The sequence below is a fragment of the Desemzia sp. FAM 23988 genome (genome assembly GCF_045528365.1).
GTDB lineage: Bacteria > Bacillota > Bacilli > Lactobacillales > Carnobacteriaceae > Desemzia.
This window is the reverse complement of record NZ_JBGQQS010000016.1, coordinates 1-14,364: the sequence shown is the minus strand read 5'-3', so window position 1 is coordinate 14,364 and position 14,364 is coordinate 1. Positions and strand designations below refer to the sequence as shown.

The following is a 14,364-nucleotide window of genomic DNA, read 5'->3' as shown; positions in this document are numbered from 1 at the left end:
AAAACATTAAAAATATCCAGAGTCTAAACATTAATCTAAGCAGACCTAGTTCTGGTTCATTTATCTAAAACTGTTAAATGGAAATATTTCATTAAAAATGCTGCACTTATAAAGAATATAACTATAGTGATTATACTAAGCGTACGGAACATTGAACTAGAAATTAAATTAGTAGAAAATATACAAATGGTGGGTAAAAAAAGATTTACCTTTGCCCATCTAGTGCTTGTTATTTCAACAGTTTCACCATCACTAACTTCTACTACATTACTTTTACCGCTTGTTTGTGAGACTAACAATTCTGCTCTATCTTCTGTGAAGAAAACTTCTATTTGTTGTTCATTCGCGACTTTAGTAACTTTTTCACCGTTTATTTTGACTACGATTGCTGATCCTGATCCAAACCAACCAGTATTACGTTTAATGGATACTGACATGTTTATTCCTCCTTCTATAAGACTTGCGTAGCACAATAAATTGATTCTATTATATAAAAGCATAACAAAAAAAAGACTAAAAGCATGTTTAACAGAAAACACTTTTATCTAACTTTGAGTATCTAAGGCTTGCTGATGAATAATGAACATTTAATAACTGTGATGCAATAAATAGTAGCCAGTTTCTGTTCTATTTATTGATATAATAAACACAAAGTGACTACAAAAAAATGCGACGTATTGTAACATCTTGATTTAATAGGGGTGGTAGGAATCATAGCTTGAAATTTAGCTATAAAATTTTATAGTTAGATGTAACCAAGAGGAGGAAAATAGAAAATATGAAGATCGGAGAAAAATTAAAAGAAGGAAGAATGAGAAAGGAGATGACTCAAGAAGATGTAGCCGAAATACTGCATGTGTCTAGATCAACTATATCTAGTTGGGAAGTAAATAGGACTTATCCCGATTTAGAGATGCTAGTCGCTTTAAGTGATTTGTACGATATTTCTCTTGACGTTATTCTTAGGGAGGACAACCAAATAGTAGAAAACATTGTAAAGGAAACAAAAAACAGCAAAAAAAGAAAAGGTTGGATTATAGTCTTGTTATTGGTCTTTATTCCAATTACCTTGTTTTTAGGGTATCAATTGTGGAATGCAAGCTTAGTGGTTACACCTAATCAGATAGAAAACGTAACGGTTAAGAAAAATGGACTACAATTAAACTCCGAAAGCCAAATATTTGTTACTTTCAAACCTGATAGTTTTCAAGAGTATAGCGGCTATTGGATAGAAACTACCGGAGCAGACAACATTATATCACTTCAAGTCTATGAAAGTTATACTTTATCAAGTAACAACCGTGAGGCGATAACCATACCTGTAAATCTTGATATTCTAGAGGACTATCCAGAAGAAGTTGAAACAATTGAAATAAGAGGTTTCAATTCTTCAGATATAAAAACAATTTACGTAAAGACTGAGTAAACTTTGGACAGAGGCATGACATTTTACTTGTACATAAACCAAGAGCAGCCAAAAGAAAATAAAGTCTTTTGGCTGCTCTAGTTTTTTTTATTCTGTTTATAGAAATAAATTAGAGGGGAAAACTCAAGATAAATATAAATTGAAACTATAATCAAGAATTATATCCAAGTATGAATGTGATAAATAGAATATAGAGGGAAACCAATGTAATGATGATGCCTAAAAACAAACTGACTACAGCAGAAAGTTTGTTTTGTTTTCGTATTTTGATTCCACTAACTATGAGAAGTAATCCACCCAATAAAAATATGGCTTCTACTAACAATATGGGCCATTTAAATTCTATCATTGTTTGTATAAATTGCATAATGTGCCTCCTTCATTATTAACATACTATCTAATAGTTTAGTTCATTTTACGACGGTAAGCTAGGAAAGACTGTTTGTATTTTAATAAGATAATAAAAAATATAGTTTATTCAATCTCTGCATAAATAATGGGTATTTCTCCATCAGACGAAACTTTGCTTGTTCCTCTGTATTTATCTTCCTTGTTTTCCCATTCAATATAATAATCATCGTTCTCCTTTTTTGTTGAAATGGTTTTAGCCGTTCCTAAGTGATTACTGTATTCTTCAACAATCAACTTTTCAGATTCAGTTTTAGAGATAGAAGAACACCCAGCTAATAGAAAAAGAAACATGAGGCAAAATAGTAAAATATATTTTTTCATAAAATGAATTCCTTGTTTAAATTTTCTAGTCAATAGAGGTTGGTTCAGAGTATAGCTGGAACCATTGTACGTAATATTAAATATCAACATCAATTCCAATAGAAGAGTCATTGCAATCATCAATCATCGTTTACAGATAAATCGAATGAGTCTTATGTAAGTACATAAACAAATGTATTTTCTTCGTTGACTTTCATCAGAACTTTTTTATTCGTATATTTTGTGTTTTGTTGCTTGTTGATAGATTGTTTCAATGAAGATATGTAAAAGTCATCTCCAGTTTCAGAATTCTGATTTTCTAAGGCTGCTTCAAGCTTTTCAATAGTCATCTCCATTACAGAATCTCTGTAGTCTTCTGTGTAGGTAAGTTCATACACTTCATCTAAATATAAAAGAGAACGATTGACGCATTCAGCTATAATTTCCCATTCTGGCGTAAGAAATTCTTCAAGATATTCATTTTTTTCGTTTACTAGTCCAAATCGTTGATAAAGTACTCCAGATCTTTGGAAATCTTCTGTTAGAATTCGAGTCTCATTGTCAGCTTGGCCTAATACGGTCTGAGTATGCCACATAATTTCATTTCCGATATTAACAAAAATACCTTCACTATTAATCTTACTGTTATTTTTTCCTATATCTTGTGATGCTGAATACAAATATCTAGCATTTTCAAGTTTTTTTATGTTTTGGCTCGCTTCCTCAATAGTAGACAAAGTTTGTTTTTTTCGTCTGCCTCTATTTGTCCGGCACAACCTGTTAAAAACAAGGTAAATGTAACAGAAACCAATCCTATATTTTTTATCCTTTTCATGTGAGTTCCTTTAAAATAAATAGTCAATTTGTGCTACTTAAAAAAAAAACAATTAAAGTATCGGGCAAGGAAAGAAAGCAGGAGTATTATTTAATTATATAACCTTCGTTCTAATGTCTTATACAGTATAACATTCTATAACAGAAAGCGCTCTACAAAACAGGGGTATTTTCAATAACATCGCAAGAAAATTTTAATTGATTTCTAATCTTGTTAATTCTATAATTTACTGTGTAACATAAAAAAACGAATGTTTTAAAAAAGAAGGCAATAGAATGAATGAGAAAAATATCAAGACAGAGCTAAAAAAGAAAAATATTTCTTACATTAATCTAGTTGAAGGAACAAGAAGACTTTTGAAAGAGGATGCTTTTGATGAAGAGAACTCAACAAGTTGGAAAGATACTCTTTTATTAATCGTAACCTTTTTCTTATACACTTTATTTGGATAATACGAAAAGATATATTGGATTAGAAATTGAAGCCTTTCGAAATGACTAAACAGCCGTTTAGATACAAAAGTTAATAATGAAGAGATAGAATTTTTAAAAATTTCTATTTCTCATATTTACAGAGCTTTAAGAGAAGTAATTACTGAGATGGTCAGATTAGAGCACTTTCCAATGCTTCTCTCAAGTTTCGAATGTTTATATGGTACTAACACTTTGGAAGAATTGCTCGAATGGAAAAAGTTATTTGAGTCTTATAATAGAAGTGTTCTTCAAGTAGTTAGTTTAGAAACTATCGGATCAATTTTTAAAGGTAATACATCTTTATTGCCAACCTTAGAAAATTTTTCTTTTTTAGAAAAAATCGATCAAGCTAAAGAATATTGGAGCTCGTCTGATGAAAGTAACCTTTCCGAAGTATTGATCAGTGGGGAAATAACAGTTGTAGAAATCGTTGAGGATTTTCAATAGAATTGTATATATTAATGAAGAATAGTCCTGAGAAAATCAACTACTAAAAAAGAAAGAAACTCTTTCAATATTACTTATGAGCTGCTTTCTCTTTAAAGGTACCAGTCGAATTCTTGCCGTTCTTTTAACTCCAGATCAATATTTTTTTCGTTCATGGCCTCTTCAAATGCACTAATCGAATCAAAACGAGACACATCTTGCGTATCTCTCTCTACTATTAGATAATAAAATTCAGAGTCAGAAGAAAGTTGATCAACTCTACATGAAGCAACAATATAATTCTCATCCCAATTTACCATATGAAGTGAATCCGTATAATCTATGTAATCTCCATCATGATTATCATAACGCAATATGGAATAATAGTAGGACATAGATTCTACCGCATAATAGTCGTCAATTCGTATTTGATGCGCTGTCATAGAAGTACCAGATTGACGATAGCTATTATTTGGATTGTGTATGTCTTCGTCTAAAATATTCCAAATAAAAATAAAGACTATACATATAAGGGCAAGTATACCTATACTGAGAAAGATTTTTTTGAATTTTTTCATGATGCATCTGTATCCTTTCTTTTATAAACTATACGCTAAAATAAAGCTGTCTTTACCACCTGTATACAAAAATTTTAACATAGAGTATTTTTTAAAGCGCTCATAACCTCATTTTTTAAATAAAACTTAGATATTTAAATTTAAAAGATATCAACTCGGGAGAATTATAATGGAACCTATATTTGTTAACAAACTAATCAAGAGAATTAAGAAAAACTTGAAGAACAGGAAATGGCTTATTTATGGAGCTGCTTTTGCCTATTTACTTAATTTGTTATGGAATTTATTGAATTAGTCTAGTAAGGACTTTTAAGAGTCGGGACTTTAAGAAAGAGGGCGTGTCTAAGTTATGTACTTAAATAATTATGCCAAAATCATTGTCAATATAGGCATTGCAGTTGAAAAAGGGGAATTGGTAAAAATTAACTTTTCTCCTGAGCATTTGCCTTTAGTTCGTGAAATAACAAAAGAAGCGTACAAAAGTGGAGCACAATATGTCGTACTTGATTTACGAGATTCGGAAATCGAAAAGAATCAAGCACGCTATCTAGAGGATGAATTTTTAGAAGCTTTTCCAAAGTCCATTGTCAAAAATGAGCTGAATTATGCGTATGCTGGCTATTCGACTATCACAATAGTGGCTCCTAGATTTTCTGGTGGGGAATCAGAAGAGATAAAAAGAGCTTCAATCATCAATAGAGCCAAATTGATGGCGATGAGTCCGCGGCGAACTTATGGGATGGAGAATCACAATAAATGGGTAGTAGTGAATGCTCCGACAAAAGAATGGGCACTTCAAGTGTTTCCAGAAACATCTCCAAATGAAGCGGTAGAGCTGCTATGGAATTACATTTACGACGCCACTAAATCAAATACACCGGATCCTGTATCTGCTTGGAAACAACATGATGCTGCTTTGAAAAATAAAGCTGAAAAGCTGAATAATTTTAGATTTTCAGCCATCCGATATGTAAGTGATAAAACCGATTTAACTGTTTCACTAGTTAAGAATCATGTGTGGTTAGGTGGTTCAGAACAGACTAAGGATGGGAAGTTATTTATGTCGAATATTCCTGTTGAAGAAGTTTGGACGATGCCCAATAAATATGAAGCAAATGGGTATGTAACTATTACAAAACCACTTATTTTAGCAGGAAAGACTATTCAAGATTTAAGGTTATTCTTTGAGAATGGGAAAGTTACAAGTATCGAGCCAAAAGACCAAGTCGTGCTGGATTTGCTTGATACTGACGAAGGAGCTGGAATGTTGGGTGAGGTTGCACTTGTTCCGGAAAGCTCCAGTATTGCTCAAACAGGCATCACTTTTAAAAGCTCCTTATTTGATGAAAATGCAGCTTGCCATATTGCACTGGGGCAAGCCTATCTAAATAATATTTCAACAGCTACTGATGAAAATTTTGAGGAGTTAGGTATGAACAAGTCAGCGATTCATGAGGACATTATGATTGGTGATAGCTCGATGAATGTGTATGGATTAGTAAACGATGGGGAGACTCTTATCATGAGAAATGGCGAGTGGCAAATCTAATACAATATTTGCTTATATTCTGTGATTAGTAGAGCCAATTTTTATACCAAAGGTTATTTCACTCTTGGTATAATATAGACAGGTTCGTACAAAAATAAAGTATGGTTTATCACCTTATTTGTCATTATGATAATCTCTACTAACTCTGCATATTAAATCAAGTAAAAAGGATGTGTCGTTTACAAATGTATACTAATATGTTAAAATGTATACATAAATAAAAGGGGGCGATAAAAATGGCTAACATTCGAGTGGATGATCATTTAAAAGACGAAGCAGATAAAATGTTTGATGATGTTGGTATGAATACTGCTATTGCGGTAAAAATATTTTTGACACGTTTCGTTAAAACTGGTAAATTCCCTTTCGAAATTGAAACAATTGAAAATGAACCTAATAATGAAACTATTACAGCCTTTCAGGAAACTGAAAGTATATTGAAAAATGATATTGAAAAAAATGACGAGTCTTTAACAGATTATTTTTCTCGCATGAAAAAAGAAGTTATATTGGAAGATAATAATGCTGAACTATAGAACAACTAAGAGATTCGATAAAGATTTCAAAAAAATTAATCAAGCAAGGAAAGAAAATTGATAATCTAGAAAAAGCAATGACTCTTCTCGTCGAAGAAAAAGAGTTAGGAGAAGAATATAAGTTGCATCCTTTGGAACCAAGAAACCAAAGTCCAAAACGTTGGGATATCCATATTGGTGGTAGAAATAGCGACTGGGTTTTAATTTTCTATTACGATAAGTCTTCAAGCACAATTATATTTGAACGTACAGGAAGTCATTCTGACATCTTTAAATAGAAAAAAAGCAAAACAATAAATAGAAAGAGTAGCTGAAGTCATTATGATTCAACTGCTCTTTTTCGTTGTTAATAGCCAAATGTTGAGACAGCGAACTGCTCTAAAATACTGGTATTAACTTTTTCCTTATGTCAACTCTACTAATACATTTATGCCCACTAGCGATACTTATTATGAGCATTTTTGGAGGAAAAAGCAATGCTAGAATAGATAAACCAATATAGTGAATAAAATAAAAAACGAACGTATTTTATATAGCTATTTGATAAAAATTAGAGTATATTGGATTTAATATAAGTGTTTTATGTCAGTAAAATAAATTTTTTCAATTGAGAAAGCAAAATATTCACCTAAAAACGTGGTTTGAAACATACTTATTATAAAATAATGCTTAATAACTTTTATTTCAAATTAAGGAGGTTTTGGAAATGGTGTTGCATGTTGTAAAAAACAGAATTGCCATTTAGAGTGGGTTGGTATTTTTACCCATTGAATAAATTACGAATATTTTACAGTCTTACTACTATGAATTCAGGAGCCAATTACTATGAAACGAAAAAATGTAATCGTTCTATTTTTAGTCGCTGTAGCGTTTTTTACATTAGGCCGCTTTTCTACTTACACTTTTTATGAACCAGGTCTAGTTTTGAGGGGAAATTACCAATCTAGTGAAGGACCAGGCGCTACTGGGACAGGTTATGAATTAATTTTTCAAGAAGGAAAGTTTTATGAACATACTAATAATCAGTATGTTGATACTGGAGAATGCCATAAAATTATGGATAACGTATATGCATTAAAAAGTGAATCAAAAGATGTTTATATTACCTTACTAGAGGATGACAGTTTCTATTTTCAATCTGAACCTGGTGTAGAAGACACTATGCACCATATGATCTCTATCTCTAAGGATCCAACATTCTATCCTGATCACGAGGGCTATGAATAGATTCATTTTATAGTAATTATTGTGTTATGATTACGTTAATATCTTTTAAATTAAGATGTTAATTAGTAAATCTGAATAATTTTTCTATTTGGGTTTTAAAGAATAGGAGAGGATGGAGTGTTTTTATCTTTTTTGCTTGTTGTTGGAGCAGTGACAATACCAATTTGGGGAATCGTTTTTTGCCTCAATCTCGTTTCTATCATAGAAAAAATTAAGTACAGGCGAGATTGTACAAAAAATAAAGCATGGTTTACTATCTCATTTGTTATTATAATTACTGTCATTACATATGCTGCAGTTAGTTAGGTCAAACATTGTAGGTCTATTGAAATTAAGCATAGCATCATATATTTTGCGCTTTGCCTATTTCTAGAATTCTATAGTAAGCGATATTAAATAGTGAGTTTGTTGTTGTCATTTATTTAAATTTATAGCATAGGAGAGAGGCGGAGAAAAAATGAAAAAAAGCTATTTGTTAGTTGGTTCAGTAGGATTTATTTTATTGAGTTACTTAGGGAGCTTGTTGCTGGATTATTCTTTTTATGAAGTAACCAAATGGATCGCCGCAGCCTTAACTATTGGAGCAATCATTTTATCGGGTGCTTTAGCAAGTGGGGATCGAGTACGGTCTAACTACGCTACCAATCAAGAGAAAACAAAAATAAATATTTTTACAGGGTGGAATTTGTTAATAGCGGCATTGCCATTTTACTTAGTCATGATATACATCGAGCTGTTTTAAGATCCAAGAATAAAAAAAGAGTAAAGTATTTTTTTATTATGTGATGAGTGATGATTTGTCAGATAAAATGAAAGTTATTTACCTTATTAGTTCTTCTTAAAAACAATAGAATACAAAAATGCCTGTAAGTTGGCTTGTTATAGCCAACTTATAGGCATTTTTTATCCTATTTTACTTCTTTTTTATCTTTATACGATAAGAAAGGCACTCATCCAAAGTCGTTAGCTCTTGATACATACCTGTTTCGAAATTCATTGCTCCACCTGGATAGTAAGCTACGATTTGAAAACCAGCTTTTTCGCATAATGCATGAATTTGATCTGGAGAATAGCAAGCTAGAGATTGCGTATAAGATTGCTCTGGATGAGCAGTAGACCACCAAGTGTCGGTCATTCGCTGCTTCGAATGATCATAGCCATACTTTCGCTTAATATTTTGACCGCTTAATGGATACATCTCGATACCACTAATTTTCTCCCAATACAGAGGTTGGTAAATGTCGATTAAAGCACAACCATCTTCAGTCATCCACTCGTTGATCCGCTGAAGCAGATGGAGTTGTTCAGTGTCTGTTCCTACACCAAATCCATCAAGATATAAGACAGCATCAAACTGTTTACATAAACTTACCTTATAAAAATCAGCACACATGACTTCAACATTTTTATGCGCATGAAGAGTCGCATACTGACTAATTTCCTCTACCAATTCAATAGTGGTCACTTTTTTCCCGAGACGAGCCATTTCGTTTGCTACTTCGCCACGGCCAGCGCCTAATTCCAACACCGTGTCAAAAGGCCTGCCGACTTGTTCATGAATCAGAGAAGCGACTTCCTTGAAATAGGCCTCCTCTGGTTGATTATCGCCTGAATGAATCATTTCAAATTGCTCTTTATAAAATTCCTTTTCCCAATTAGATTGCATATTTTTCCTCCTCGTTATTCTTTTGAATTACAAAGAGTTCTTCAAGTTTCTGATACCCATAATAGAGCACCTCCTAATTCCTAATAGTCTTATTATAACCTAAAATAAATGAAATGTTATTTAAAAATAATTGATTTCACTATTAAGTAATAGATATTTTACAGATAAGGAATTTATAAATTACCTTTAGAAGTGAAAAGATGAAAAATAAAGTTCGTGAAATTCTCGAAGAATAGCGTATATTCCAAAAAGAACTAAGAATATTCAAAATGATTGCCTTGGAGTCAACTTTAAGGTTCATAATAAACATATAAACTGATAAAAAGTGGGAGTGATTCCTCCTGTTCAACGTAATAATAGTGGTTATCGAGATTACGCTACAAATGATTTAAACTGGATTTACTTAGTTAAAAGCTTATTTAAGCCTGATTTTTCTATTGAATCATTGACTGAATTTTCTACGTTAGTTCAGCTTCGTGAAAAAAAATGTGGAAGAAGCGCAAAAAAATATTTAGGAGATCGGTTACAAAAACTTGATAATAAAATAACCGAGTATGAGGTACGAAATTTATTAGAGTATAAAATCAACACTTATGATGAAGGAACCATTTGATAGCCTTTTAGCAACTAGTGGTTGCTATGATGTAAACCGTTGCGTTCTATTCATACCAGTAGTTTAGATAGATAATAGATTTGTCGACTTTAAGAGGATAGCGAGTATAAAAAATAATTAGTTTACTATATACTTTAGCAGAAAAAGGTTTATATTAAATATTAAGAAGAGAATGTTATTTTTTCTTCAATTGGTATCGCAGAATTAACCCTCATTGAAAGGAGGTGAAAATGAAGTGCTGACATCTATCTTAGAAGACCCACTGTACTTACAATTAGCTTTTGCGGGATGTATAGCATTAGCTATTTTGACATTACCCCTGAAAGATATTATCAGTGTCGGGTTTTACGACATCAGTGATTTCTTTGTCACAGGCATGATTACTTTTTTCATTACATACGGGGTTCTAGTGAGTAATCTTACAACAGTTTCTATTTGGCTGTTTGCGGGTATCTTTTTTGCTGTTATGATTGCCATTATGCTTATGAATATTCTCGTTATACTGCCTTTTAAGAGACGCGCAGAAAATTCAACCATTACCTCGATCCATGAATTAGAGGGGAAAGAAGCGAAAGTATCCGTTCCGATTACACTAAATGGAACAGGGGAAGTCATCGTCTCTACTGGTTTTACGAGAGTCAATAAAATGGCTAAAATCTATGATAATGCTGACGGCATAACCGACATTCCAAAAAATAAAAACGTATTGATTATGGACGTCAAAGACAACATTCTTTATGTAATACCCTATACAAACAGCATTAAAACCATTGGTAAACCAACACCAACATGGAATGAGAAACAAAAAAAATAACCGCTCCATCAAAAACTGATACGAGAAAGTAGGAATTTACACATGGATTCAACCTTATTCGGAACCATTGGCGCAGTTGTCATTGCAGTCATTTTATTAGTAGCATTAGTCAGTCGTTACCGTACAGCTTCTCCAGCAGAAGCCTTAATTATCAGTGGTACAGCATTAGGCAGTAAGAACGTGTATGTTGACCCAAATACGGGCAATAAAATGAAAATCGTTAGCGGAGGCGGAACTTTCGTTTGGCCAATCATTCAATCCGTTCATAAATTATCATTGCTGTCGTCTAAATTAGACGTTCGTACACCGGAAGTGTATACCGAAGAAGGTGTTCCAGTCGCAGTTGACGGAACCGTTATTATTAAAATCGGATCCACATCAGAAGATATCGCAACCGCTGCGGAACAATATCTGGGTAAATCAACCGAGCAATTGGAAAGCGAAGCAAGAGAAGTCCTAGAAGGACATTTACGCTCGATTTTAGGACGTATGACTGTGGAAGATATTTATCAAAACCGGGATAAATTCAACCAAAATGTCCAAGATGAAGCCTCTGGCGATTTAGCTAAAATGGGATTGGTTATCTTATCGTTTACGGTAAAAGAAGTAACGGACAAAAACGGTTACCTAGACTCATTAGGTCAAGGACGTATTGCCGAAGTTAAACGAGATGCAGATATCAAAACAGCAAATGCGGATAAAGAAACACGTATTCAACGCGCATTAGCTGAACAATTGTCTCAAGAAGCTGAATTGCAACGCCAAACAGAGATTGCACAAGCTGAAAAAGTGAAAAGTCTGCGCATATCTGAGTATGGAAGAGAACAAAATATCGCTAAAGCCGAAGCTGAAAGTGCATATGACTTAAAGAAAGCTGAATTAAGAAAACAAGTTATCATTGAAGAGGGTAACGCTCAAATTATTGAACGTGAAAAGCAAATCGAATTGCAAGAAAAAGAGACCATTAAACAAGAACGCGAATACGATGCAACTGTCCGTAAAAAAGCCGATGCTGAACGTTACTCTGTTGAGCAACGTGCGGAAGCTGACAAAAACAGAGCCATCGCTGAATCTGAAGCGAGAGCCAAAGAAATCGAATTAAACGGTATGGCTCAAGCGGAAAGTATTCGTTTAATCGGTAAAGCTGAAGCCGATAGCAAGACAGCATGGGCCGAAGCCTTGAAACAATATGGTGATGAAGCCATTGCAACCTTGCTAATTGAAGCTTATCCTGCAATTGTTCGGGCTGCAGCTGAACCATTAAGCAACATTGACAAGATCACAGTGGTAGACAGCGGAAACGGAAATGGAGCATCAGCTATTACCAAAACAGCCTTAAACACATTAACCGCTTCTCAAGAAGCTTTTAAAGATGCAACAGGCTTAGACATCAACAATCTAATAAACTCATTTGCTGGAACAAAGAATGTGGGTCGTCAAATCAACAATCTAAACGACACATTAAGTCAAACAAGTCCCGCGGCTGAAGAACCGATCATCACAGATAGTGTAGAATAAAAACCTAACGTTCGGAGCTCAATATGTTTATTGGCTGGTTTTTACTGAGACATTGACTTGATAAAATTTTCCTGCAGTCTCCAACCAAACTTTGAATCATTTTTTTAAAGTTTGGTTGGTTATTTTTGTTCGATAAAAAATTACGCGTATGATAACGTAAACTAAAAGGAGTTGATTATTTGTCGAAGATAACTAGAAGTATTGTGACTGGAATTGCAGTTTTTATTGTTGTATTTATTCAGGACGTATTTTTCAATCCAATAAGTTCCAATGCTATGTTAAATTTTCTTATTAGCTTTGTGGTTATATTCATAACTATTTTACTTGTTGATATTATAGGCGGAAATATAAGCAATAAAAAAGCTAATGAACAGCATAATAAAAAACTATAGAAATCCAGTTCAAACATTCGTTTGTTCATTGTGTGAAAAATCACTTCATTTTAAAAAATTGGCGCCTCATTTACAAAGGAGCAAAAATTTTTTGAAGAAATTACTAACTATATATATCTTAAAAAATTCATATTTAGAGGGATTACCCATTTCTAGATATGACAAGGAGAATCCACATGCAGTTTCCATTGAATATTGTCGTTGCAGTCGTAATCTCTGCAATATACGTTTTAATCTCTTTTGCCATTAAATTATCGAGTAAATACAAAAAGCAGTTTCGTATTTACTCTGTTGTAGTCAATTTAATCTTTATCGCATTCCTATTGGGCTTTTCTATATTTTTCAAAACATCTTTGCCTAATCAAGGAATAAACATTTACTATAACGGTTTAGCTACATTATATTTTTTGTTATTTATCCCATTGGGAGTAGTTTTGATACTGCTGTTTAGAAAATTAATAATGAACGCAGATATCTATTTAGTTTTTTTAAAATATGTGATAATCATTGGAGCTATCGTTATATTGACAGGAATAATTGCTCTAGGATATCCCCTTTTTATCTTAACTTTTTACGGTTTCTCTCCTTAATCTGCATTTGTCTTCAAGTTGCATGTAGTTATTTGACGCTTTTTATAATTTAGCTTTAGTATTTCATTTGTCAATCTATGAAATGTTAACTATAGTTGTGGAAAATTTAGAGTAGAAACAAATCGCTTAATATTAGATATGAGAGTGCTCCCGGATTTTATGGTGCTAGGAATAGTGAATGATATCTAAGTTGATGAACCAGTTATAAATATGATGAAGATGGTTCAGTTGCAGTATGCAGTAGCTTATAAAAAAATATTAAAATAGCAAGAGTAGCACGCCTAATTTTTTATAGATGGTGAGTTTCGGAGTATACTTATAGTTGTTGCTACATGTGTTCTAACTGGTGCCATTAACATTGGTCTTTACAAAGCGAATGCTTATATAACTGGGACGATTGGACTCAGTGTAGAAATGAATGGGTAGGAGTTTATGTAAGACCAGGATACGATGCAACAAGAAAAGTGGTTATACCTAAACACAAAATTAATTAATTGTATAGATTAGGAGGAATTTATGCTTAATCATTATAAAGAATTTTCCAATAAACACCCTTATGCTCATGTCATACTAGTAATGGTATTTTCTAGCTGTATTGGTATATCAATAGAATATCTCGTAAATAAAAGCTTTATCGGTGGAGGATTATATACCGCTATAGCACTAACTTTAATTGAACTTTTTAGAGTCAGAGGAAGAAATAAAGAAAAAAATTAGTTTTTTAATTGTGATTTAACGTATTAGTCAGCATAGTCTCAAACAATGCAAATAGCTCCTCCACAATAAAAGTGGCGGAGCTATTTGGATTACTTATTTAGAAGAATGCTACTAAAAGGTCATTTTCATGATTCTTGTACCGATTTATTTTTAAAAAAATCATATATAATTAATGTCTACTGAATAATAAACTATGCTTATTCTGCTGCCTTTTACAACTAATGATTGATATAATAGATGCAAGGGTTTTTATAGGATGTTAAACAAAACCTTGCACTTTTACTGAAATGAGG

General features: G+C 32.7%; 18 protein-coding genes and 1 pseudogene. 14 read left to right on the top strand and 5 right to left on the bottom strand.

Features of this window, described 5'->3' with window-relative positions:
* Positions 1-56: 56 nt before the first annotated feature.
* A complete protein-coding gene (locus ACEN4L_RS09365; protein ID WP_407096817.1) occupies positions 57-437 on the bottom strand; it encodes a hypothetical protein in 381 nt (126 codons plus the stop codon).
* Between the two features lie 341 nt (positions 438-778).
* Here ACEN4L_RS09365 and ACEN4L_RS09360 point away from each other — a divergent pair, with 341 nt between their 5' ends.
* Positions 779-1,426, top strand: coding sequence for a helix-turn-helix transcriptional regulator (locus ACEN4L_RS09360; protein ID WP_407096818.1), 648 nt, complete (start codon positions 779-781; stop codon positions 1,424-1,426).
* Positions 1,427-1,900: 474 nt separating this feature from the next.
* On the opposite strand, the gene ACEN4L_RS09355 is transcribed toward ACEN4L_RS09360, so the two are convergent.
* The gene (locus ACEN4L_RS09355) at positions 1,901-2,158 is read right to left on the bottom strand and encodes a hypothetical protein (protein WP_407096819.1); all 258 of its coding nucleotides are present in this window, start codon (positions 2,156-2,158) and stop codon (positions 1,901-1,903) included.
* Positions 2,159-2,310: 152 nt separating this feature from the next.
* Entirely contained in the window at positions 2,311-2,874 is a 564-nt protein-coding gene (locus tag ACEN4L_RS09350) for a hypothetical protein (RefSeq protein WP_407096820.1), read from the bottom strand.
* A 373-nt stretch (positions 2,875-3,247) separates the two neighbouring features.
* Between ACEN4L_RS09350 and ACEN4L_RS09345 the strand changes: the two genes are divergently transcribed.
* Positions 3,248-3,424 (top strand): hypothetical protein, encoded by a 177-nt coding sequence (locus ACEN4L_RS09345; RefSeq protein WP_407096821.1) that lies wholly within the window; start codon positions 3,248-3,250, stop codon positions 3,422-3,424.
* A 78-nt stretch (positions 3,425-3,502) separates the two neighbouring features.
* Positions 3,503-3,892: pseudogene (locus tag ACEN4L_RS09340) on the top strand (DUF2441 domain-containing protein); the annotation flags it as partial.
* Between the two features lie 92 nt (positions 3,893-3,984).
* Here the strand turns inward: ACEN4L_RS09340 and ACEN4L_RS09335 are convergent.
* Positions 3,985-4,449 (bottom strand): hypothetical protein, encoded by a 465-nt coding sequence (locus ACEN4L_RS09335; RefSeq protein WP_407096822.1) that lies wholly within the window; start codon positions 4,447-4,449, stop codon positions 3,985-3,987.
* A gap of 349 nt (positions 4,450-4,798) precedes the next feature.
* Here ACEN4L_RS09335 and ACEN4L_RS09330 point away from each other — a divergent pair, with 349 nt between their 5' ends.
* The 5 genes from ACEN4L_RS09330 to ACEN4L_RS09310 all read left to right on the top strand — a co-directional run bounded on the left by ACEN4L_RS09330 (position 4,799) and on the right by ACEN4L_RS09310 (position 8,503).
* Complete coding sequence (locus ACEN4L_RS09330; protein WP_407096823.1) at positions 4,799-5,998, top strand: aminopeptidase; 1,200 nt, start codon at positions 4,799-4,801, stop codon at positions 5,996-5,998.
* A 236-nt stretch (positions 5,999-6,234) separates the two neighbouring features.
* On the top strand, positions 6,235-6,534 hold the full coding sequence (locus tag ACEN4L_RS09325) for a type II toxin-antitoxin system RelB/DinJ family antitoxin (protein WP_407096824.1): 300 nt from the start codon (positions 6,235-6,237) through the stop codon (positions 6,532-6,534).
* Positions 6,531-6,812, top strand: coding sequence for a type II toxin-antitoxin system YafQ family toxin (locus ACEN4L_RS09320; RefSeq protein WP_407123608.1), 282 nt, complete (start codon positions 6,531-6,533; stop codon positions 6,810-6,812). The genes ACEN4L_RS09325 and ACEN4L_RS09320 overlap by 4 nt, the downstream gene beginning before the upstream one ends.
* Before the next feature lie 547 nt (positions 6,813-7,359).
* Positions 7,360-7,761, top strand: a complete 402-nt coding sequence (locus ACEN4L_RS09315) for a hypothetical protein (RefSeq protein ID WP_407096825.1) — start codon at positions 7,360-7,362, stop codon at positions 7,759-7,761.
* 457 nt (positions 7,762-8,218) lie between these two features.
* Positions 8,219-8,503 (top strand): DUF5316 family protein, encoded by a 285-nt coding sequence (locus ACEN4L_RS09310; RefSeq protein WP_407096826.1) that lies wholly within the window; start codon positions 8,219-8,221, stop codon positions 8,501-8,503.
* A 171-nt stretch (positions 8,504-8,674) separates the two neighbouring features.
* On the opposite strand, the gene ACEN4L_RS09305 is transcribed toward ACEN4L_RS09310, so the two are convergent.
* On the bottom strand, positions 8,675-9,427 hold the full coding sequence (locus ACEN4L_RS09305) for a class I SAM-dependent methyltransferase (RefSeq protein ID WP_407096827.1): 753 nt from the start codon (positions 9,425-9,427) through the stop codon (positions 8,675-8,677).
* Positions 9,428-9,758: 331 nt separating this feature from the next.
* Here ACEN4L_RS09305 and ACEN4L_RS09300 point away from each other — a divergent pair, with 331 nt between their 5' ends.
* From ACEN4L_RS09300 to ACEN4L_RS09275, 6 genes are all read left to right on the top strand, one after another.
* The gene (locus ACEN4L_RS09300) at positions 9,759-10,040 is read left to right on the top strand and encodes a hypothetical protein (protein WP_407096828.1); all 282 of its coding nucleotides are present in this window, start codon (positions 9,759-9,761) and stop codon (positions 10,038-10,040) included.
* Positions 10,041-10,275: 235 nt separating this feature from the next.
* A complete protein-coding gene (locus ACEN4L_RS09295; RefSeq protein WP_407096829.1) occupies positions 10,276-10,854 on the top strand; it encodes a hypothetical protein in 579 nt (192 codons plus the stop codon).
* A 42-nt stretch (positions 10,855-10,896) separates the two neighbouring features.
* Complete coding sequence (locus ACEN4L_RS09290; RefSeq protein WP_407096830.1) at positions 10,897-12,372, top strand: flotillin family protein; 1,476 nt, start codon at positions 10,897-10,899, stop codon at positions 12,370-12,372.
* 179 nt (positions 12,373-12,551) lie between these two features.
* Complete coding sequence (locus tag ACEN4L_RS09285) at positions 12,552-12,764, top strand: hypothetical protein (RefSeq protein ID WP_407096831.1); 213 nt, start codon at positions 12,552-12,554, stop codon at positions 12,762-12,764.
* A 176-nt stretch (positions 12,765-12,940) separates the two neighbouring features.
* Positions 12,941-13,354 (top strand): hypothetical protein, encoded by a 414-nt coding sequence (locus tag ACEN4L_RS09280; RefSeq protein ID WP_407096832.1) that lies wholly within the window; start codon positions 12,941-12,943, stop codon positions 13,352-13,354.
* Between the two features lie 516 nt (positions 13,355-13,870).
* Positions 13,871-14,071: a hypothetical protein gene (locus ACEN4L_RS09275; protein WP_407096833.1), complete on the top strand. Its 201-nt coding sequence runs from the start codon at positions 13,871-13,873 to the stop codon at positions 14,069-14,071.
* The last annotated feature ends 293 nt before the right edge of the window (positions 14,072-14,364 follow it).